Consider the following 21,821-nt stretch of genomic DNA (forward strand, 5'->3'; position numbering starts at 1 on the left):
CGGGACGGCCGGACGCCCGGGCGGTCAGCCGGCCTTCGTACGCACCCGCTTCTTCGGCGCGGCGGCCTGCTTCGGCGCGGCGGCCGCGGCGACGGCCGCGGGGTCGAGGATCTCGGCGAGGAACCGGCCGGTGTGGCTCTCCGGCACCGTGGCGACGACCTCCGGCGAGCCCTCGGCGACGATGGACCCGCCCCGGAAGCCGCCCTCCGGACCCATGTCGATGAGCCAGTCGGCGCTCTTGATCACGTCGAGGTTGTGCTCGATGACGATGACCGAGTTGCCCTTGTCGACCAGGCCCTGCAGCACCAGCAGGAGCTTGCGGATGTCCTCGAAGTGCAGGCCGGTGGTCGGCTCGTCGAGGACGTAGATGGTGCGGCCGTTGGACCGCTTCTGCAGCTCGCTGGCGAGCTTGACCCGCTGCGCCTCACCACCGGAGAGGGTGGTGGCCGGCTGGCCGAGCCGGATGTAGCCCAGGCCGACGTCGGTGAGGGTGCGCATGTAGCGGGCGATCGCGGGGATCGCCTCGAAGAACTCGGCGGCCTCCGAGATCGGCATGTCCAGGACCTCGGCGACCGTCTTGCCCTTGTAGTGCACCTCGAGGGTCTCCCGGTTGAACCGGGCTCCCTTGCAGACCTCGCAGGGCACGTAGACGTCGGGCAGGAAGTTCATCTCGATCTTCAGCGTGCCGTCGCCGGAGCAGGCCTCGCAGCGGCCGCCCTTGACGTTGAAGGAGAACCGGCCGGGCTGGTAGCCGCGGACCTTCGCCTCCGACGTGCTGGCGAACAGCTTGCGGATGTGGTCCCAGACGCCGGTGTAGGTGGCCGGGTTCGACCGCGGGGTGCGGCCGATCGGCGACTGGTCGACACCGACGACCTTGTCCAGCTGGTCCAGGCCGGTGATGGTGCGATGCCGGCCGGGGACCAGCCGCGCGCGGTTCAGCTCGTTGGCCAACGTGGTGTAGAGGATGTCGTTGACCAGGCTGGACTTGCCCGAGCCGGAGACGCCGGTGACGGCGACCAGGCAGCCCAGCGGGAAGGCGACGTCGATCCCGCGCAGGGTGTTCTCCCGCGCGCCCTTGACGACCAGCTCGCGGCCCGGGGTGGGCACCCGCCGGTCCTTCGGGATGGTGATCTCCCGGCGGCCGGACAGGTACTGCCCGGTGATCGACCGCTCGCTGGTGAGCAGGTCGTCGAGGGTGCCGCTGACCACGACCTCGCCACCGTGCTCGCCGGCGCCCGGGCCGATGTCGACGATCCAGTCGGCCTGCTTGATCGTGTCCTCGTCGTGCTCGACGACGATCAGCGTGTTGCCCATGTCGCGCAGCCGGACCAGGGTCTCGATCAGCCGGACGTTGTCGCGCTGGTGCAGCCCGATGGAGGGCTCGTCCAGCACGTAGAGGACGCCGACCAGCCCGGAGCCGATCTGGGTGGCCAGCCGGATCCGCTGCGCCTCACCACCGGCCAGGGTGGCGGCCGGCCGGTCGAGGGAGAGGTAGTCGAGGCCGACGTCGACGAGGAAGGACAGCCGGGCCTGGATCTCGCGGAGCACCCGGTCGGCGATGACCTTCTCCCGCTCGCCGAGCTCCAGGGCACCGAGCCACTCCGATGCGTCACCGATGGACAGTCCGGTCACCTCGGCGATCGACCGGTCGTTGAGCTTGACCGCGAGGATCTCCGGCTTGAGCCGGGTGCCGTGGCAGATGGGACACGGCACGTCCCGCATGTAGCCCTCGTACTTGTCCTTCATGAACTCGCTGTCGGTGTCCTCGTGCCGGCGCTCGAGGAAGGGCAGCACGCCCTCGAAGGCGGCGTAGTAGCTGCGCTCACGGCCGTAGCGGTTCTGGTAGCGGACGTGCACCTGGTCCGGGGACCCGTGCAGCACCGCCTTCTGCACCTTGGCGGGCAGCCGCTCCCACGGCGTCGTCATGGAGAAGCCGAGCATGTCGGCCAGCCCGGACAGCAGCCGCTGGAAGTACTCCTTGCTCATCGAGCCGGCCCACGGCGCGATCGCCCCCTCCTCGAGGCTCTTGGTCGCGTCGGGCACCACGAGGTCGGGGTCGACCTCCTTGCGGGTGCCGATGCCGGTGCACTCCGGGCAGGCGCCGAACGGCGAGTTGAAGGAGAACGACCGGGGCTCGAGCGCCTCGAAGGACAGGCCGTCGTCGATGCAGGCCAGGTGCTCGGAGAAGGTGCGCTCGCGGGCCGGGTCGCCCTCGGGCAGGTCGACGAAGTCGAGCAGGACGAGGCCGCCGGCCAGCCCGAGCGCGGTCTCCACCGAGTCGGTGAGCCGCCGCTTGGCGCTCTCCTTGACGGTGAGCCGGTCGACGATCACCTCGATGGTGTGCTTCTCCTGCTTCTTGAGCGTGGGCGGCTCGGTCAGCTGGTGCACGGTGCCGTCGACCCGGACCCGGGAGAAGCCCTGGGTCTGCAGCGAGCTGAACAGGTCGACGTACTCACCCTTACGGGCGCGCACCACCGGGGCGAGCACCTGGAACCGGGTGCCCTCCTCCATCGCCAGCACCTGGTCGACGATCTGCTGCGGGGTCTGCCGGCTGATCGGCTTGCCGCAGTTGGGGCAGTGCGGCTGGCCGGCGCGGGCGTAGAGCAGGCGCAGGTAGTCGTAGACCTCGGTGATCGTGCCGACGGTCGACCGGGGGTTGCGGTTGGTCGACTTCTGGTCGATCGACACCGCCGGGGACAACCCCTCGATGAAGTCGACGTCCGGCTTGTCCATCTGGCCGAGGAACTGGCGGGCGTACGCCGACAGCGACTCGACGTAGCGGCGCTGGCCCTCGGCGAAGATGGTGTCGAAGGCCAGGCTGGACTTGCCCGAGCCGGAGAGCCCCGTGAACACGATCATCGCGTCGCGGGGCAGGTCGAGGTCGACGTTCTTGAGGTTGTGCTCGCGGGCGCCGCGGACGACGAGCCGGTCCATGTGATCCCTGTCGGTCGCAGTGGTTCGTGCCGGGTGGAACGCCGGTGCCGGCGGGCGGGCTTCCCCGCCGCGGTGTCGGCTGGGTCTCCCGAGCAGGCCGGTCAGCCGGCGGGGACGCCGGACCGGGGGTGGGGGTCGAACACGGGCGCGTGCCGGCGCCAGGGCAGCCGGCGCTCGAGCTCTCCGGCCAGCCAGAGTAGTCGCGTCTCGCTCCCGGCCGGTCCGACCAGCTGGACCGAGGTGGGCAGCCCGGACCGCCCGGGGCCGGCGGGCAGCACCAGCGCCGGCAGACCGGCGCCGTTCCAGGCGGAGGTCCACGGCGCCCACCGCGCGTTGGCGGTCGCGTTGGCCAGGAAGCCGCGTTCGTGCCAGGGGCGGGCGGGCAGCGGCGGGCCGCTGACCACCGGGGTGAGCAGCACGTCGACGTCGGTGAAGAAGTCGGCCATCCGGGCCCGGAAGGCGGCCAGCGCCCCGGGGCGGAGCAGGTGGGCGCGCTGCACCAGCCGGCCCAGCCGGGTGTGCACCCGGTGCCGGGGCTCGAGCGCGCGCTGGTCGATCCCGAGGGCGTCGGCGTCGGTGACCGGACCGGCCAGCCAGCGGGCGACGACCCCGGCCGCCGCCGTCGGGGTGATCGGTGGATCGCGGTGGACGACGGTGTGCCCGGCGGCCCGCAGCTCGGCGACGACGCCGTCCAGCGCCGCCCGGCCCGCGGCGTCGAGCCGCACCCCGGGGACCGGGGACCGGGTGGAGACCGCGATCCGCAGCGGCGCGGCGGGCGCCGGTGGCTCGGCCAGCGGCGTGCCGGCGAGGACGGCGGTGCCGGCGGCGAGGTCGGCGACCGTGGTGGCCAGCACGCCGTGCTCGGCCATGCCGTACCAGCTGTTCGCCCCGACCGGACCGGGCACGACGCCCGTGCCGGGTTTCAGCGTGACCAGCCCGCAGGCGGCCGCCGGCAGCCGCAGGGACCCCATCCCGTCGTTGCCGTGGGCCAACGGCACCACGCCCGCCGCGACGGCCGCGGCGCTGCCACCCGAGGACCCGGCGGCGGACCACGCGGTGTCCCAGGGGTTGCGGGTGACGGTGCCCGGGCCGTCGGTGGCCGAGTAGACGCAGAGCTCGGGCGCCCGGGTGATCCCGACGACCACCGCGCCGGCGGCGCGCAGCCGCGCGACGACCGGGTCGTCGGTGGCGGCCGGGGACGGGGTGTGCGCGGCGGACCCGTCGGTGGCCACCTCCCCCGCCACGGCCACGTTGTCCTTCACCGCGACCGGGACGCCGGCCAGCGGCAGCCGGGCACGGTCGGGCGAGGCGTCGACCGCGGCGGCCTCGGCCAGCACCGCCTCGGCCCGGACCAGCCGGAAGGCGCCGATCCGCGCCTCCACCGCGGCCAGGTGGGCCAGGTGGGCCCGGACCACCTCGACGGCGGTCAGCTCACCGGACCGGACGCGGGCGGCCAGCTCGGTGGCGGACAGCCCGACGACCGGGCCCGCTCCCCCGGCTCCGGATGCGCCGGCATCAAATGCCCCGGATCCCGGTGCCGGACCTGCGGGCGCGGCACCTGCAGCACTAGCGTCCATGCGGTCGAACCTAACCGGGGCCACCGACAGTTCTCAGATCGGAGCGGGATGAACGACAGCTACACCGGCGAGGTGCGGGTCGGCGGACCGGCCGACGTCCGCGAGCTGCCCGGTCTGACCATCCGCAAGCTCGCGGTCAGCGAGATGGCGAACAACGCCTACCTGATCACCGACAGCGGCACCGGGCCGGGCACCGGCCAGGCGCTGCTGATCGACGCCGCGGCCGAGCCCGGCGCGCTGCTGGACCTGATCGACGCCGCCGACCTCCGCACGGTGGTCACCACCCACGGCCACTGGGACCACCACCGCGCGCTCCCCCAGGTCGTCCGGGCCACCGGCGCCGAGACGGTCGCACACCCGGCCGACGCCGCCGACCTGCCGGTGCCGGTCACCCGGCCGGTCGAGCACGGCGACACCGTCGCCGTCGGCGACCAGGTGCTCGAGGTCGTGCACCTGCGCGGGCACACGCCCGGCAGCATCGCGCTGGTCTGGCGGGGCGCCGACGGCGCCGGCACCCACGTCTTCACCGGCGACAGCCTCTTCCCCGGCGGGGTGGGCAACACCCAGCAGGACCCCGTCCGGTTCACCAGCCTGCTCGACGACGTCGAGGCCCGGCTGTTCGGCGTGCTGCCCGACGAGACCTGGGTGTACCCCGGGCACGGCGCCGACACGACACTGGGCGCCGAACGCCCCCACCTCGCGGAGTGGCGCGACCGCGGCTGGTGACGGGACCGCTGCCGACCGGACCGGTCAGAGGCGGGTGGCCGGCACCGAGAGGGTGTCGTCCCGCCGGCCCCCTGCCTCGCCGTCGACGGCCGCGTCCTCGACCGCGCCCTCGACGGGCCCCTCGACCGGCCCCGCGGACCGGTCCGCACCGGCCGGCAGCTCGGCGGCGCCCGCCCGGTTGCCGGGCGTCGGCAGCCAGCGGGCCCACCAGCGCAGCACGTGCTCGAGCCGGGCCAGCCGGTGCCTCGGCCGGCCGGAGCGGGACAGCTCGTGACCCTCGCCCGGGAACAGCAGCAGCTCGGTGGGCACGCCGCGGCGCTTGAGCTCGACGTAGAGCCGGGTGCCCTGCTCCAGCGGGCAGCGCCAGTCCTCCTCGGAGTGGATCACCAGCGTCGGCGTGGTGATCCGGTGCGCGGAGGCCAGCGGCGACTGGGCGGCGACGCGGGCCGGGTCGGTGCCGACGTACTCGTCGGCGAAGAAGAACCCGATGTCGGAGGAGCCGACGAAGCTGACCGGGTCGTTGAACGCCCGCTCGCTGATCCCGGCCACGAACCGGTCGGTGCGGCCCAGCAGCAGGGTGGTCATGAACCCGCCGTAGGAGCCGCCCATCAGACCGACGCGGGAGGCGTCCAGCTGCGGGTCGGTCAGCGCGTCGTCGAGGAAGGCCAGCACGTCGTCGGCGTCCAGCCCGCCCAACTGCTCCTTGACCACCCGGCCGTGCTCCTGGCCGTAGCCGGACGACCCGCGCGGGTTGCACATGAGCACCGCGTAGCCCGCCTCGACGTAGGCCTGGGTCTCGTCGAACAGCGTCCAGCCGTACTGGCTGAACGGCCCGCCGTGCACGGTGAGCAGCACCGGGTGCGGCCCGGGACCGGGTGGGGTGGTCAGCCAGCCGTGCACCGGGTACCCGTCGGGCGCGGTGGCGGTCCGTTCGCGCATCCGGTGCAGCCGGCCGGTCGCCTGCAGCTGCGCACCGAAGGAGGTCAGCAGCCGGCGCCGTCCGGGGGTGAGCGCGATCAGCTCACCGGCGGACCGGTCGTGCGCGACGGTGGCGACGACGACTCCCCCGCCGGCCCCGATCCCCTGCACCGCGTACGGCCCGTCGATCAGCGCCTCGGGCTCCCCACCGGTCAGCGGCACCCGCAGCAGCTCGACCGCGCCGCGGCGCTGCACCCCGACGAGCACTCCCTCGGCGGTGACGACCGTCGCCGGGGTCTCGTCGCCCCGGTCGGTGGTCTCCGGGTCCAGCACCGGGGTGACCGGGCCACCGCCGGCGGGCACCCGGCACAGCGTCGTGTTGCGGCCGACGAAGTCCCGGCCGGTGTCGCCCAGGTCGGGCTGCGCGGTGAGCCAGATCGTCTCCCCCGACGGGTCCCAGGCCGGGTGGGCACAGGCCGAGCGGCCCTGCGTGACCCGACGCAGCCCGGATCCGTCGGGGCGCACCACGAAGACGTCGCTGACCAGGTCGGCATCGGCCCGCTCGTGGCGGGCGGAGACGAAGGCGAGCAGCGTGCCGTCCGGGCTCCAGGCGACGTCGGCGTCGTCGTGGTCGCCGCCGGTCACCTGGACCGGCTCCGGCAGCGGAGCGGCGGTGTCGTCGGCGTCGCCGGGGAGGTCGACGACGAACACGTGGCGCCGCCGGTCGGTGGTGAAGCCGACGTCGTCGCTGCGGTACTTCAGCGTGGTGATCAGCCGGGGCGCCTCGGCCGCCGGGACGACGTCCTCGTCGGTCCCGTACCGCCCGGCCTGGGGCACCCGCGCGGTGTAGGCCAGCCGCCGGGAGTCCGGTGACCAGACCGGGACCCCGGCGCCGAGGTGGTGGTCGGTCAGCCTCCGGGACGCGCCCCCTGCGGTCGGCAGCAGGTGCAGCTGCGGCGCGCCCTTCGGCTCGGCGGCCAGGTAGGCCAGCCAGCGGCCGTCCGGGGAGAATGCGGGAGCGTTGTCGCGGTGACCGGCGGTGAGCGGGCGGGCCGGGGCCGAGCCGTCGGTGGGCACGGTCCAGAGCTGGCTGCGGTACTCGTCGGCGTCCAGGTCCAGCCGGGTCACGGCGACGACCGCGGTCCGCCCGTCCGGGGAGACCGCGGGCACACCCGGGACGCGCAGCAGGGAGAGGTCGGTCGGCCGCATGGTCGCGACGCTAGCCGAGGCTCCTCGCCGGCCAGATGGTGAGCCCCGCTAACGGGTGAGGTCCCAGGGCGCCGGCAGGACACGACGGGGGATCTCGGCCGGCGGGACGGCGAGCTGGTCGCGGCCGGCGGGCTTCACCGTGCGGTCGTCGGGGCGTACACCGGCCCACCGCTGATGCCGAAGAACTCCTCCAGCGTGCCGACCTGCCGGGTGGCCATCTCGGTCACCAGGTCGACGCCCACCCACCGGAAGTGCCAGGCCTCGCCGGAGTAGCCGGTGAGGTGGCTGTTCGCGGCCGTGTAGCGCAGCAGGAAGCCGTGCCCGGCGGCGTGCTCGGCCAGCCACCGCCCCTCCGGCGTGCCGCCGAAGCAGTCCGCCAGGTCGCAGGCCGGGTTGGTGCGACCACCGAAGTCGACGGCCAGCCCGGTCTGGTGCTCGCTGTGCCCGGCCCGCGCCGACACGTTCTCGGCGTGGGTGACGCCCTGGGCGTCGATGACCCGTTGGTGCACCTCCGCCTGGTAGCCGTACGAGCGGTAACCACTGACCAGGGTGAGCGGGACACCGTCGACGTCGGCCGCCGCCAGCAGCGCCTGGAGGTCACCGGCGATCCGGGCGTCGACCTGCTTGCCGGCCACGGTGGCCAGGGAGGCCGGCCGGTGGTCCATCGGCCGCAGCGGGTGCTGCTTGTTCACCACCACCCAGGGGCTCGCCGGATCGGTCGTGGAGTGCGCGGCCACGTCGAAGCCGGGGGCCGGGGCCGCTGCGGGCGGGCTGCTGCCGGGCGGGGACCGGACGGGCGGTGGAGAGGGCGAGGGGGGCGGCACCGGTGCGACCGGTGGGGTCGGCGGCGGCCCGGGTGCGGACTCGACTTCCGGGTGCGCCGCCCCCTGGGTCGGTGCACCCGGGGAGCCGGATCCGCCGGCCCCCTCCGGTGGCGGCCCCACCAGCCCCACCGCCGCCACCGTGCCGGCGCCCAGCAGAGCACCCGCGAGGAGCGCGCCGATCCGGTCGCGCGCCCGGCTCGAGGATTCTGGCCCGTGGCGCCGGGCTGGGGTGACCGCCGTGGTCCGGCGGCCTCCACGCATCCGGTGACGGGTGCGGCCGTGGGGGTGCGGTGTGTGCATGCACGGTGGACGGAGCGCGGGCTGCCGGTGGTTGCAGCGCCGGCGCACCGTCCTCATCCGTCCCGGCGGCGCCTCTCCGGCGGCCCGGGTGCACCGGACCGCACCCCGATCAGGACGGCCGGGGTTCCTCTCCGGCGATCGCCTGGGCACGCTGCTCGTCCTCGGTCAGCGCGCCGGGACGGCCCGGTTCGCCGGTGTCGGTGCTCGCCGGGTCGATCGCGGTGCCCTCGGCGTCGGGTGCCTGACCGCGGGTCCTCAGCAGGCTGGCGACGGTGGCCACCAGCAGGACCACGAGGATCACCACCAGTGACAGCCAGGTGGGCACGGTGGGCACCGCGTCCAACGGCGCGCGCTCCCCGACGAACGGGTACTGGTTCTCGTGCAGCGCCTCGAGGATCAGCTTCACCCCGATGAACGCGAGGATGACGGCCAGCCCGAGGGACAGGTAGACCAGGCGCTTGAGCAGGCCGCCGAGCAGGAAGTACAGCTGGCGCAGCCCCATCAGCGCGAAGACGTTCGCGGTGAAGACGATGAACGCCTCGCGGGTGAGGCCGAAGATCGCCGGGATGCTGTCCAGCGCGAACAGCAGGTCGGTGGTGCCCAGCGCGAGGAAGACCACGATCATCGGCGTCCACAGCTTCTTGCCGCCGTGCTCGACCCGGATCTTGCTGCCGTGGTACTCCGCGGTCATCGGGAGGACCTTCCGCATCCGGCGGATGAGGGCGTTCTCCTCGTAGTCCTCGTCCTCGTCGCGGTGCCGGACCAGGTTGATCGCGGTCCAGACCAGGAAGGCGCCGAACAGGTAGAAGACCCAGATGAACTGCTCGATCAGGGCGGCGCCGGCCAGGATGAAGATCCCGCGCAGCACCAGCGCGATGATGATCCCGACCATCAGGACCTCTTGCTGCAGCTTCCGGGGCACCTGGAAGCGGGCCATGATGATCACGAAGACGAAGAGGTTGTCGACCGACAGCGAGTACTCGGTCAGCCAGCCCGCGTAGAACTCGGTGGCGAACGCCCCGTCGGTGACGGCGAGCAGCAGCAGACCGAACAGCAGCGCCAGCCCCACGTAGAAGCTGACCCAGGCGGTCGCCTCCTTCACGGAGGGCTCGTGCGGACGACGGGCGACGATCGCGAGGTCGGCGAGCAGCAGGACGGTGAGCCCCACGAACGTCGAGATCTCGAACCAGACGGGGAGCTCCACGTACCGGAACTCTACAAGTAGGTTGCACCAACCACCCGGCGTGCCTCGGTCAGGAGCCGGTGTCCCGCCGACCTGCCCGCCGGCCGGCCAGAGGCCGCCGGCGGGCAGGGAGCATCTCAGCCCTCGTCGGACCCGTCGCGCTTGGTGACCGCCGCCTGCCGGGGCTCCGGCAGGCCGTCCGCGGAGGCCCGCTCGGGGTCGCCCGGTGCGCCGATGTTCCGGCCGGTCCGGTCGGCACCCGGGTCGCCCGGGCCGGTGCGCGCGGCCCGGCGGGCCTCGTCCTGCTTGTTCTTGCGCAGGCTGGCCACCGTGGTGACCACCAGGGTGACCAGGATGACCACCAGCGACAGCCAGGTCGGGATCTCCGGGATGGCGGTGACGTGCTCGCCGCCGTTGATGAACGGCAGCTCGTTCTCGTGCAGCGCGTGGATGACCAGCTTGATGCCGATGAAGCCCAGGATCACCGCGAGGCCGTAGGCGAGGTACACCAGCTTGTCGAGCAGGCCGTCGAGCAGGAAGAACAGCTGCCGCAGCCCCAGCAGGGCGAAGGCGTTGGCGGTGAAGACCAGGTAGGTCTCCTGCGTGAGCCCGAAGATCGCCGGGATGGAGTCGACGGCGAAGAGGATGTCGGCGCTGCCGATGGCGATCAGCGCGATGGCCAGCGGGGTGATGAAGCGCTTGCCGTCGATCTTCGCGGTGAGCCGGTCGGAGTGGTACTCCTGCGTCGTCGGCAGCACCTTGCGGGTCAGCCGCAGGACGGCGTTCTCCTTGAACTCCTCGTCCTCGTCGTGCCCACCGCTGCGGGCCTGCGCGATCGCGGTCCAGATGAGGAAACCGCCGAAGATGTAGAAGACGAAGCTGAAGTTCTCGATCGCCGCGGCGCCGACGAAGATGAACAGCGTCCGCAGCACCAGGGCGAAGGCGATGCCGAACAGCAGCACCTTCTGCTGCAGCTCCCGGGGCACGGCGAAGCTGGCCATGATCAGCACGAAGACGAAGAGGTTGTCGACCGAGAGGCTCTTCTCGGTGACCCACCCGGCGAAGTACTCACCGCCGTAGGTGCCGCCGGCGAACCACAGGACCAGCAGGCCGAAGACGAGCGCGATGCCCACGTAGACCGCCGACCAGGTGGCCGACTCCTTGAGCGTGGGGGCGTGCGGGGTGCGGACGTGTCCGACGAAGTCGAACACCAGCATCCCGATGATGGCGGCGACGGTGATCGCCCAGACCCAGAGTGGGACGTCCAACGGATTCCTCCGGTTCACTGGCAGCAGTCAGTACCGGAGGTCTCTCCCGCCGCCCCGGGAACCGGGCCGACCGACAGCGCCGGGGTCGGGTGACCCGTGTTGACGACCACTGTCGCGCAGGGATACTCCCCTCCACGTCGGACCCGATCACCGCCGACAGTGGCTGCACTGCCACCTCGATCGCCCGCAGTGCGAGTCCGTGGCCCCAACGTACAGCCCGCCCGCGGAGTTCCCGGCGCCGGCGCCGAATTCTGCGGCGGCCGGTGCGGACCCACCAGGTGCCCGGGCCCGCTGGGTGTCGGTAGAGCTAGGCGTGCGCGGCGTCGAGCTGGCGCAGCTCCTTCTTGAGCTCGGTCAGCTCGTCGCGCAGCCGCGCGGCGACCTCGAACTGGAGCTCCCGGGCGGCGGCGAGCATCTGGTCGTTCATCTGCGTGATCATGTCCGCGAGCTCGTTGCGCGGCAGGCCCTGCACGTCGATCGACCCGGCCTTGCCCTTGGTCGATCCGGCCTTGCTCTTCGACGACAGCCCGGGCACCGGCGCCTTGCCACGCGACTGCTGCCGGCCCGACCCGCCGAGCAGCTCGGTGGCGGCCCCGCCCGTCAGACCCTCGGTGTCCTCCGCCGCCCGGTAGATGCCGTCGAGGATGTCGACGATCTTCTTGCGCAGCGGCTGCGGGTCGATGCCGCGCTCGGTGTTGTAGGCGATCTGCTTCTCGCGGCGCCGGTTGGTCTCGTCGATGGCCTGCGCCATCGACGGGGTGATCTTGTCGGCGTACATGTGCACCTGACCGGAGACGTTGCGCGCCGCCCGGCCGATCGTCTGGATCAGCGAGGTGCCCGACCGGAGGAAGCCCTCCTTGTCGGCGTCGAGGATCGCCACCAGCGACACCTCGGGCAGGTCGAGGCCCTCGCGCAGCAGGTTGATGCCGACCAGCACGTCGTACTCGCCCTGCCGCAGCTCGCGCAGCAGCTCGACCCGGCGCAGGGTGTCGACCTCGGAGTGCAGGTACCGGACCTTGATGCCCAGCTCGAGCAGGTAGTCGGTGAGGTCCTCGGACATCTTCTTGGTCAGCGTGGTGACCAGGACCCGCTCGTCCTTCTCGGTGCGCAGCCGGATCTCGTGCACCAGGTCGTCGATCTGGCCCTTGGTGGGCTTCACCACGACCTCGGGGTCGATCAGGCCGGTGGGGCGGATGACCTGCTCGACGACGTCACCCTGGACCCGGCCCAGCTCGTACTTCCCCGGCGTCGCGGACAGGTAGACGCTCTGCTTGATGCGGTCGGTGAACTCCTCCCACTTCAGCGGTCGGTTGTCCATCGCCGAGGGCAGCCGGAAGCCGTGCTCGACCAGGGTGCGCTTGCGGCTCATGTCGCCCTCGTACATGCCGCCGATCTGCGGCACGGTGACGTGCGACTCGTCGATGACCAGGAGGAAGTCGTCCGGGAAGTAGTCGATGAGGCAGGCGCCGGCGCTGCCGGGGGCGCGCCCGTCGATGTGCCGGGAGTAGTTCTCGATGCCGGAGCAGAACCCGACCTGCCGCATCATCTCGATGTCGTAGGTGGTGCGCATGCGCAGCCGCTGGGACTCCAGCAGCTTCCCCTGCCGGTCGAGCTCGGCCAGCCGCTGCTCCAGCTCGGCCTCGATGGTGCCGATCGCCCGCTCCATGCGCTCCGGGCCGGCGACGTAGTGCGTGGCCGGGAAGACGAACAGCTCGTCGACCTCGCGGACCACCTCGCCGGTGAGCGGGTGCAGGTAGTACAGCCGCTCGATCTCGTCACCGAACATCTCGATCCGGCAGGCGAGCTCCTCGTAGACCGGGAAGATCTCGATCGTGTCGCCGCGCACCCGGAAGGTGCCCCGGCTGAAGGCGAGGTCGTTGCGGGTGTACTGCTCGGTGACCAGGGTGCGCAGCAGCTCCTCCTGGGAGCGCTGGTCGCCCACCTTCACCTTGAGCGCCCGCTCGACGTACTCCTGCGGCGTGCCCAGGCCGTAGATGCAGGACACGGTCGACACGACGATGACGTCGCGCCGGGTGAGCAGGCTGTTCGTCGCCGAGTGGCGCAGCCGCTCCACCTCCTCGTTGATCGAGGAGTCCTTCTCGATGTACGTGTCCGTCTGCGGGACGTACGCCTCGGGCTGGTAGTAGTCGTAGTACGAGACGAAGTACTCGACCGCCGCGTCGGGCAGCAGCTCGCGGAACTCGTTGGCCAGCTGGGCCGCGAGGGTCTTGTTCGGCGCCATCACCAGGGTGGGGCGCTGGACCTGCTCGACCAGCCAGGCGGTCGTGGCCGACTTGCCGGTGCCGGTGGCGCCGAGCAGGACGGTGTCGGTCTCCCCCGCGTTCACCCGCTCGGCGAGGGCCTTGATCGCCGCCGGCTGGTCGCCCGCGGGCTGGTACTCGCTGACGACGCGGAACTGCCCCCGGGTCGGGCGGAGATCGGTGTTCGTGCGCACGGGACGACGGTACGACGGCGGTGTGACAGAACGGTCCGCACGGCCGCCCGGGCCGGTGGACGCCATGATCGCCGCGCACCGCCGAGGGGCAGACTGCGGGGTGACCTGCCTGGAACACCTCGACGACGTGTCCCACCCACCGCACGGCTGTGGTGGAGGCGACAGGTGTGATCGGGGCCCGTTGCGGGCATCCGACGGCGAACCCCCGGTCCGGTCACGGACCAGGGGTGTGACGCCAGCCCCCAGACCGGGGGCCTCAGCCAGGAGGACGACCTCTCCCATGACCACCCAGGTGTGGCCCGGTTCCGACTACCCGCTCGGTGCGACCTACGACGGCACGGGCACGAACTTCGCCATCTACAGCGAGGTCGCCGAGAAGGTCGAGCTCTGCCTGTTCGACGACCAGGGCAACGAGGAGCGCGTCCGGCTCCCCGAGCGCGACGCGTTCGTCTGGCACGCCTTCCTCCCGGGGATCCAGCCCGGCCAGCGGTACGGCTACCGGGTCTACGGGCCCTACGACCCGGACCAGGGCCAGCGCTGCAACCCGAACAAGCTGCTGCTCGACCCGTACGCCAAGGCGATCGACGGGCAGATCGACTGGGACGAGGCGGTCTTCGGTTACCACTTCGAGACCGGTGAGCGCAACGACGACGACTCCGCCGTGCACATGCCGAAGTCCGTCGTCGTCAGCCCGTTCTTCGACTGGGGCACCGACCGGCCGCCGAAGACGCCGTACCAGAAGACGGTCATCTACGAGGCCCACGTCAAGGGGCTGACGATGACGCACCCGCGGGTGCCCGAGGACCTGCGCGGCACCTACGCCGGCATCGCCCACCCCGCGGTCATCGAGCACCTCACCGACCTCGGCGTCACCGCGATCGAGCTCATGCCGGTGCACCAGTTCGTGCAGGACCACACCCTGCTGCAGAAGGGGCTGCGCAACTACTGGGGCTACAACACGATCGGCTTCTTCGCCCCGCACAACGAGTACGCCCAGTCGACCGACGGCCAGCAGGTGCAGGAGTTCAAGGGCATGGTCCGCGCCCTGCACGAGGCGGGCATCGAGGTGATCCTCGACGTCGTCTACAACCACACCGCCGAGGGCAACCACCTGGGCCCCACCCTGTCCTTCAAGGGCATCGACAACCGGGCCTACTACCGGCTGGTCGAGGGCGACGAGAAGTACTACATGGACACCACCGGCACCGGGAACTCGCTCAACGTCCGCGACCCGCAGTCGCTGCAGCTGATCATGGACTCGCTGCGCTACTGGGTGACCGAGATGCACGTCGACGGCTTCCGCTTCGACCTGGCCTCCACCCTGGCCCGCCAGTTCCACGAGGTCGACCGGCTGTCGGCGTTCTTCGACCTGGTGCACCAGGACCCGATCGTCAGCCAGGTGAAGCTGATCGCCGAGCCCTGGGACGTCGGCGACGGCGGCTACCAGGTCGGCAACTTCCCGGCCCTGTGGACGGAGTGGAACGGCAAGTACCGGGACAGCGTGCGCGACTACTGGCGCGGCGACGACGGCACCCTCGGCGAGTTCGCCAGCCGCATCTCCGGCTCCGCCGACCTCTACCAGCACGCCGGTCGCCGGCCGGTGGCGAGCATCAACTTCGTCACCGCACACGACGGGTTCACCCTCAACGACCTGGTCTCGTACAACGACAAGCACAACGAGGCCAACGGCGAGGGCAACAACGACGGCGAGAGCCACAACCGCAGCTGGAACTGCGGCGTCGAGGGCCCGACGAAGGACCGCCAGGTGCTCGAGCTGAGGGCGCGGCAGCGCCGCAACTTCATCGCCACGCTGATGCTCAGCCAGGGCGTGCCGATGCTGCTGCACGGTGACGAGCTGGGCCGCAGCCAGGGCGGCAACAACAACGGCTACTGCCAGGACTCCGAGCTGACCTGGATCGACTGGGAGGACGTCGACGAGGGGCTGCTGGAGTTCACCAAGCTGGTCACCCGGCTGCGCACCGACCACCCCACATTCCGCCGCCGGCGGTTCTTCCACGGGCGCCCCGTCCCGTGGGAGGAGACCGACCCCCAGCAGGACATCGCCTGGCTGGGCGCCGACGGCGAGCCGATGGACGACGCGGACTGGTCCGACGGCTCCGCCAAGTCGCTGGCGATGTACCTCAACGGCCACGGCATCCGGGAGATGGACGACCGCGGCGAGTACGTCAGCGACGACCACTTCTACCTGGCGTTCAACGCCTCGCACGAGGCGATCAAGTTCACCCTGCCCAGCGAGGACTACGCGGAGAGCTGGACGCTCGTCGTCGACACCGCGGAACTGGGCGAGCTCGAGCAGGTCGAGCTGAAGCCCGGGGCGAAGATCACCCTGAAGGCGCGGTCGACCGTCGTCCTGCAGGCAGCCGCGCCGTGACGACGCCGTCGACCGGCGGCCGCGGCCGGGAGGTGCCCTCGGGCACCTACCGGCTGCAGGTGACCGCCGACTTCACCCTGGACGACGCGGCCTCGGTGGCCGGCTACCTGGCCGATCTCGGGGTCAGCCACGCCTACTCCTCGCCGCTGCTGCGGTCGGCGGCGGGCAGCACGCACGGTTACGACACCACCGACCACGCGCACATCGACGAGCCGCGCGGGGGGCGGCCGGGCCTGGACCGCTTCGTGGCGCAGCTGCACGAGCACGGCCTGGGCCTGGTGCTCGACCTGGTGCCCAACCACATGGGCGTCTCCGACCCCGCCGAGTCCGGCTGGTGGTGGGACCTGCTGCAGCACGGGCGGGAGTCCGCGCACGCCGACGCCTTCGACGTCGACTGGGACTTCGGCGGCGGCCGGATCCGCATCCCCGTGCTGGGCAGCGCGGACGACGTCGCGCAGCTGGAGCTCACCGAGGTCGACGGTCAGCTGGAGCTGCACTACTACGACAACCGCTTCCCCGTGGCGCCGGGCACGGCGTCCCCGGGGGACGACCCGCGGGCGGTGCACGACCGGCAGCACTACGAGCTGGTCGACTGGCGCCGCGCCGACGACCAGCTCAACTACCGACGGTTCTTCGCGATCAACACCCTCGCCGGGCTGCGGGTGGAGGACCCGGAGGTCTTCCGGGCCACCCACGCGCTGGTCGTCGAGCTGGTCGCGAACGACTCGGTCGACGCGCTGCGGATCGACCACCCGGACGGGCTGGCCGACCCGAAGGGCTACCTGGACCGGCTCGCCGCGGCGACCGGCCACCGGTGGACCGTGGTGGAGAAGATCCTCGAGCCCGGCGAGGAGCTGCCCGCGAGCTGGCAGACGGCCGGGACGACGGGCTACGACGCGCTCGCCGAGGTCGACGGGGTGCTCATCGACCCGGCCGGGGAGCCCGCGTTCACCGCGCTGGACACCGAGCTGGCCGGCGGCCGGGTCGACTACGCGCAGCTGGTGCACGGCTGCAAGCGTGAGGTCACCGACGGGATGCTCGGCTCGGAGGTGGCCCGGCTGCAGCGGATCGTCGGCGACCTCGGGCGGGCGGGCGGCAGTGCAGTCGCGCCCGCCCAGGTGACCGAGGGGCTGGCCGAGCTGCTCGCGTCCTTCCCGGTCTACCGCAGCTACCTGCCCGACGGCCGCGAGCACCTGGACGAGACGGTCGCGGCGGTCAAGCTGCGGCGGCCCGACCTGGCCACCGCCGTCGACGCGCTGCACCCGTTGCTCGGCTCGGCCGGCACCGAGCTGGCCACCCGCTTCGAGCAGACCTCCGGCCCGGTGATGGCCAAGGGCGTGGAGGACAGCGCCTACTACCGCTGGGCGCGGTTCGTCGCGCTCAACGAGGTCGGCGGTGACCCGGCCCGGTTCGGCAGCTCGGTCGCGGAGTTCCACCAGGCGCAGCAGCACCGCGCAGCGCACCGGCCGGCGTCGATGACCACGCTGTCCACGCACGACACCAAGCGCAGCGAGGACGTCCGGGCCCGGCTGGCGGTGCTGGCCGAGATGCCGACCGAGTGGGCCGGCCTGGTGCGCGGCTGGCTGGGCCGGCACCCGCTCGCCGACCGGTCGCTGGCGCACCTGGTGTGGCAGAACCTGGTCGGTGCCTGGCCGCTGTCCCGGGAGCGGGCGCACGCCTACGTGGAGAAGGCGGCCCGGGAGGCCGGCACCTCGACCACCTGGACCAACCCGGTGCAGGAGTTCGAGGACCAGCTGCACGCCCTGGTCGACGCGGCGTTCGACGACTCCACGACGCACGCCGAGATCGAGCGGTTCGTGGCCCGCATCGCGCCGTTCGGCTGGTCGAACTCGCTGTCGCAGAAGCTGCTGCAGCTCACCATCGCCGGCGTCCCGGACGTCTACCAGGGCAGCGAGCTCTGGGACTTCTCGCTGGTCGACCCGGACAACCGCCGTCCGGTCGACTACGACCTCCGACGGCGGCTGCTCGCCCGGCTCGACGAGGGCTGGGTGCCGTCGGTCGACGCCGAGGGCGCCGCGAAGCTGCTGGTCGTCTCCCGCACGCTGCGGCACCGGCGGGAGCACCCGGAGGCGTTCGCCGGGTACACGCCGGTGCAGGCCACCGGGGCCGCCGCCGACCACGTCGTCGCCTTCGACCGCGGTGGCGTGGCGACGGTGGCGACCCGCCGGCCGGTGCACCTGGCCGCGACCGGCTGGGGCGACACCGGGCTGGCGCTGCCCACCGGCGCGTGGCGCGACCTGTTCACCGGCACCCGCGTGGTCTCCGACGCCCACGGCGTCCGGGCCGCGGAGCTGCTCGCCCAGTTGCCGGTCGCCCTGCTGGTCCGGGACTGAGCAGCCGGCGGTCGGGTCTACGGACCCGGCCGCCGGCCCAGCCGGAGGTGCGGAGCGCAACCTCGGACTCTGGGGTCTCGGATCTCGACCGTTCGTGAACGGCTGCCGACGGTCGGTGAGCGACGGCGGGCCTGTCGCCGCTGCGCGTGCGGGACCCGTCGTGCGCCACCTAGCGTCGGTCGGGCGCCCGGGCCCTCCCGGCCGGGTGCGGCACCGGACCGCCCAACCCCGTCCGCCGGTGACCTCAACCGAACCCCAGGACGGGGGCGGGGGACCCATCTCCGGCGCGACCGCACATCCGTGCGCGCGTCTCGGGGTGAAGCCGCACCGCTCGTCCGACACCCGGCTCCGTGCCGGGCCGTCGGAGCGGGCGCGCGGCCGGGCACCGATCGCCCGAACCCGACAGCTCACCCCGCAGGCGGCGATCGGAGGATCCCCATGACCGAGTCCACCCGTACCCGCCGGCTGGTCCGCCGCGGCGCCCTCACCACCGGCGCGGCCGCCCTCGCGGTCGGCGCGTTCGCCGCACCGGCGTCCGCCGCGCCGCAGCACGACTGGAGCGGCGTCGCGCAGTGCGAGTCCAGCGGCAACTGGAGCATCAACACCGGCAACGGCTACTACGGCGGCCTGCAGTTCTTCCAGCCCACCTGGGAGGGCTACGGTGGCCTGGAGTTCGCGCCGCGGGCCGACCTGGCCACGCCGGCGGAGCAGATCGCCGTGGCCGAGCGGGTGCTCGTCGGCCAGGGCGTCGGCGCGTGGCCGGCCTGCGGTCGGTTCCTGACCGAGGGGACGACGCCCGTCGCGGCGTCGGCCCCCGCCCCCGCACCCGCCCCGGCGCCGGCGCCTGCCCCCGCCGCTCCGGCCGGGGCGACGTACACGGTCGCGCCCGGCGACTCGCTGGGGACGATCGCGGCCGCGCACGGGACCAGCTGGCAGCAGCTGTTCGAGCAGAACCGCGACGTGGTCAGCAACCCGCACCTGATCTACGTCGGCCAGGTCCTGTCCGTCTGATCGGGCGGCCGGGTGGCCGGGGCGAGCGCCCGGGCCACCCGGCTCCGGCGGGGTGTCGCGCGGCACGGTTGACCGCGCGCCGGGCGGGCATGATCGGGCAGCCACCCGTCCCGCCCTGCCCCACGTTGCCCTGCCCCGCCCCCAGGAGGCCCCCGCATGTCCGAGCCCGTCGAGTTCTCCGTCTGGGCCCCGCTCCCCGAGCGGGTGCGCCTGCAGGTCGACGGCCAGGTGCACGACATGAAGCGCGACGACGAGGGCTGGTGGCGGGCCACGGTGCCCGCGGAGCCGGAGAGCGACTACGGCTTCCTGCTCGGCGACACCGAGACCCCCCGCCCGGACCCGCGTTCGCGCCGCCAGCCGGACGGGGTGCACGGGCTGTCCCGCCGCTACGACCCCGCCACGTACTCCTGGGGCGACGCCGCGTGGACCGGCCGCCCGCTCGCCGGGGGCGTCGTCTACGAGATGCACATCGGCACGTTCACCCCCGAGGGGACGCTGGACGCCGCCGTCGACCGGCTCGGCCACCTGGTCGACCTCGGCGTCGACTTCGTCGAGCTGCTGCCGGTCAACGCCTTCAACGGCACCCACAACTGGGGGTACGACGGCGTCGCCTGGTACGCCGTGCAGGAGACCTACGGCGGCCCGGCCGCCTACCAGCGCTTCGTCGACGCCTGCCACCAGCGCGGCCTGGGCGTGATCCAGGACGTCGTCTACAACCACCTCGGCCCGTCGGGGAACTACCTGCCGGAGTTCTTCCCGATCTTCTCCGAGGGCGGGGCGAACACCTGGGGCGACTCGATCAACCTGTCCGGGCCCGACTCCGACGAGGTGCGCCGCTACATCCTCGACAACGTGCAGATGTGGCTGCGCGACATGCACGTCGACGGGCTGCGGCTGGACGCCGTGCACGCGCTGGTCGACGAGCGCGCGACGCACGTGCTCGAGGAGATGGCGATCGAGACCGAGAAGCTGTCGGTGGCGCTCGGCCGCCCGCTCACGCTGATCGCCGAGAGCGACCTCAACGACCCGCGGATGGTCACCCCCCGGGTGGCCGGCGGCACGGGCATCGACGCGCAGTGGAGCGACGACTTCCACCACTCGCTGCACACCCAGCTGACCCGTGAGGCGCAGGGCTACTACGCCGACTTCGCCGACGCCGGCCTCGAGGGCCTGGCCCGGGTGCTCACCGGCGCCTACTTCCACGCCGGCGACTGGTCCAGCTTCCGCCGCCGGCACCACGGCCGGCCGGTCGACACCACCCAGCTGCCGGGCTGGAAGTTCCTCGGCTACCTGCAGGACCACGACCAGATCGGCAACCGCGCCGTCGGTGACCGGATCTCCGCGACCCTCTCCCCCGGCCTGCTCGCCGTCGGCGCCACCCTGGTGCTGACCAGCCCGTTCACCCCGATGCTCTTCATGGGCGAGGAGTGGGGCGCCGCGACGCCGTGGCAGTTCTTCACCAGCCACCCCGAGCCGGAGCTGGGCAAGGCCACCGCCGAGGGCCGGATCGGCGAGTTCGCCGCGCACGGGTGGGACGCCGCCGTCGTCCCCGACCCGCAGGACCCGGAGACCTTCACCCGCTCCAAGCTCGACTGGTCGGAGCCGGCGCGGGAGCCGCACGCCGGCCTCCTGGCCACCCACAAGACGCTGCTGGCGCTGCGCAAGCAGCAGCCGGAGCTGCTCGACCCCGACCTGTCCGCGACCGGCGTCACCTGGGACGACGAGGAGCGCTGGGTGGTCGTGGAACGGGGGTCGCTGCGGGTGGTGGCCAACCTCTCCGGTGAGCAGCGGCGGATCGAGCTGGACGCCGCGGCCGGCGAGGTGCTGTTCAGCACCGGCGAGGCCCCGCAGCTGGACGGCGAGACGGTGACGCTGCCGGCGGAGACCGCGGCCGTCGTCAGCACCCGCTGACGGTGCGCGACCTCCCCCGCGACCCCGCCGGCCTGGCCGACGCCTACCGCGTCGCGCCGGGCCGGCACCTGCGGGTGGACTTCATCGCCTCCCTGGACGGCGCGATCAGCGTCGACGGCCGCAGCGGAGCGCTCGGCTCGGACGGCGACCGCCGGGTGTTCCGCACCCTGCGGGCGCTGTCCGACGGCGTGCTCGTCGGCGCCGGGACGGCGGCGGCCGAGGGCTACCGCCCGGTGCTGCCCGACTCCGCCGTCGGCCGGCTGCGCACCGAACTGGGCCGCGAGCCGGTCATGCCGGTGGTGGTGGTCTCGCGGCGGGCGTCGCTCCGGCCGGACGACCAGCTGGTCACCGACGCCGTCGCGCCCACCGTGCTGGTCACCTGCGCGGCGGCCGAGCCGTCGCGCCGGGCGGCGCTGGCCGCGGCCGGGGTCGACGTGCTGGTCTGCGGCGACGACGACGTGGACCTGCCCGCGGCCCTGTCCGGGCTCGCCGAGCGCGGACTGGGGCAGCTGGTCTGCGAGGGCGGGCCGGCGCTGCTGACGGCGGCCCTCACCGCGGGCGTGGTCGACGAGCTGGACCTGTCGGTCTCCCCGCTGCTCGTCGGCGGCGGTCCGGGGCTCGTCCCCGAGGCCCTGCCCGCCCCGCTCCGCGCCGAGCTGCTGCAGGTGCTCACCGAGGACGGCGTGCTCTTCACCCGCTACGCGGTGCGCTGACCGCCGGAGGTCGAGCCGGGCTCCCGTCCCTCCAGCCGCGTCGTGA

At 72.9% G+C, this 21,821-nt stretch carries 13 protein-coding genes; 6 read left to right on the forward strand and 7 right to left on the reverse strand.

Annotated elements, in window-relative coordinates; genetic code table 11:
• Nucleotides 1–24: 24 nt before the first annotated feature.
• Entirely contained in the window at nt 25–2,934 is a 2,910-nt protein-coding gene (gene uvrA / locus ACI79U_RS15045; RefSeq protein ID WP_457069986.1) for an excinuclease ABC subunit UvrA, read from the reverse strand.
• Between the two features lie 101 nt (nt 2,935–3,035).
• A complete protein-coding gene (locus tag ACI79U_RS15050; RefSeq protein ID WP_457069988.1) occupies nt 3,036–4,511 on the reverse strand; it encodes an amidase in 1,476 nt (491 codons plus the stop codon).
• Nucleotides 4,512–4,559: 48 nt separating this feature from the next.
• Here ACI79U_RS15050 and ACI79U_RS15055 point away from each other — a divergent pair, with 48 nt between their 5' ends.
• Entirely contained in the window at nt 4,560–5,237 is a 678-nt protein-coding gene (locus ACI79U_RS15055; protein ID WP_457069990.1) for an MBL fold metallo-hydrolase, read from the forward strand.
• Nucleotides 5,238–5,261: 24 nt separating this feature from the next.
• Here the strand turns inward: ACI79U_RS15055 and ACI79U_RS15060 are convergent, their stop codons facing one another.
• The 5 genes from ACI79U_RS15060 to uvrB all read right to left on the reverse strand — a co-directional run bounded on the left by ACI79U_RS15060 (nt 5,262) and on the right by uvrB (nt 13,394).
• On the reverse strand, nt 5,262–7,364 hold the full coding sequence (locus ACI79U_RS15060; protein WP_457069992.1) for a prolyl oligopeptidase family serine peptidase: 2,103 nt from the start codon (nt 7,362–7,364) through the stop codon (nt 5,262–5,264).
• Nucleotides 7,365–7,498: 134 nt separating this feature from the next.
• Nucleotides 7,499–8,101, reverse strand: coding sequence for a M15 family metallopeptidase (locus tag ACI79U_RS15065; RefSeq protein WP_457069994.1), 603 nt, complete (start codon nt 8,099–8,101; stop codon nt 7,499–7,501).
• A 496-nt stretch (nt 8,102–8,597) separates the two neighbouring features.
• On the reverse strand, nt 8,598–9,692 hold the full coding sequence (locus ACI79U_RS15070) for a TerC family protein (RefSeq protein ID WP_457069996.1): 1,095 nt from the start codon (nt 9,690–9,692) through the stop codon (nt 8,598–8,600).
• A gap of 116 nt (nt 9,693–9,808) precedes the next feature.
• Complete coding sequence (locus ACI79U_RS15075) at nt 9,809–10,939, reverse strand: TerC family protein (protein ID WP_457069998.1); 1,131 nt, start codon at nt 10,937–10,939, stop codon at nt 9,809–9,811.
• 307 nt (nt 10,940–11,246) lie between these two features.
• Nucleotides 11,247–13,394 carry an excinuclease ABC subunit UvrB gene (gene uvrB, locus ACI79U_RS15080; protein WP_457070000.1) on the reverse strand — a complete coding sequence of 716 codons (2,148 nt, stop codon included), beginning with the start codon at nt 13,392–13,394 and terminating at the stop codon, nt 11,247–11,249.
• A 280-nt stretch (nt 13,395–13,674) separates the two neighbouring features.
• Here uvrB and glgX point away from each other — a divergent pair, with 280 nt between their 5' ends.
• From glgX to ACI79U_RS15105, 5 genes are all read left to right on the forward strand, one after another.
• Nucleotides 13,675–15,786 carry a glycogen debranching protein GlgX gene (gene glgX / locus ACI79U_RS15085; RefSeq protein WP_457070002.1) on the forward strand — a complete coding sequence of 704 codons (2,112 nt, stop codon included), beginning with the start codon at nt 13,675–13,677 and terminating at the stop codon, nt 15,784–15,786.
• On the forward strand, nt 15,783–18,140 hold the full coding sequence (gene treY, locus ACI79U_RS15090) for a malto-oligosyltrehalose synthase (protein WP_457070004.1): 2,358 nt from the start codon (nt 15,783–15,785) through the stop codon (nt 18,138–18,140). Before glgX ends, treY begins: the two co-directional genes overlap by 4 nt.
• Before the next feature lie 438 nt (nt 18,141–18,578).
• Nucleotides 18,579–19,151, forward strand: coding sequence for a transglycosylase family protein (locus ACI79U_RS15095; RefSeq protein WP_457070006.1), 573 nt, complete (start codon nt 18,579–18,581; stop codon nt 19,149–19,151).
• Between the two features lie 156 nt (nt 19,152–19,307).
• The gene (gene treZ / locus ACI79U_RS15100) at nt 19,308–21,062 is read left to right on the forward strand and encodes a malto-oligosyltrehalose trehalohydrolase (RefSeq protein ID WP_457070008.1); all 1,755 of its coding nucleotides are present in this window, start codon (nt 19,308–19,310) and stop codon (nt 21,060–21,062) included.
• Between the two features lie 2 nt (nt 21,063–21,064).
• Nucleotides 21,065–21,775, forward strand: coding sequence for a dihydrofolate reductase family protein (locus tag ACI79U_RS15105; protein ID WP_457070010.1), 711 nt, complete (start codon nt 21,065–21,067; stop codon nt 21,773–21,775).
• Nucleotides 21,776–21,821 lie beyond the last annotated feature (46 nt).

The sequence above is a fragment of the Modestobacter sp. SYSU DS0904 genome, assembly GCF_054051115.1.

Bases quoted from the DNA above. Each gene is read 5' to 3' on its own strand.
- glgX (WP_457070002.1), top strand. From the start codon at position 13,675: ATGACCACCCAGGTGTGGCCCGGTTCCGACTACCCGCTCGGTGCGACC.
- ACI79U_RS15060 (WP_457069992.1), bottom strand. From the start codon at position 7,364: ATGCGGCCGACCGACCTCTCCCTGCTGCGCGTCCCGGGTGTGCCCGCG.
- ACI79U_RS15050 (WP_457069988.1), bottom strand. From the start codon at position 4,511: ATGGACGCTAGTGCTGCAGGTGCCGCGCCCGCAGGTCCGGCACCGGGA.
- ACI79U_RS15095 (WP_457070006.1), top strand. From the start codon at position 18,579: ATGACCGAGTCCACCCGTACCCGCCGGCTGGTCCGCCGCGGCGCCCTC.
- ACI79U_RS15055 (WP_457069990.1), top strand. From the start codon at position 4,560: ATGAACGACAGCTACACCGGCGAGGTGCGGGTCGGCGGACCGGCCGAC.
- treZ (WP_457070008.1), top strand. From the start codon at position 19,308: ATGTCCGAGCCCGTCGAGTTCTCCGTCTGGGCCCCGCTCCCCGAGCGG.
- uvrA (WP_457069986.1), bottom strand. From the start codon at position 2,934: ATGGACCGGCTCGTCGTCCGCGGCGCCCGCGAGCACAACCTCAAGAAC.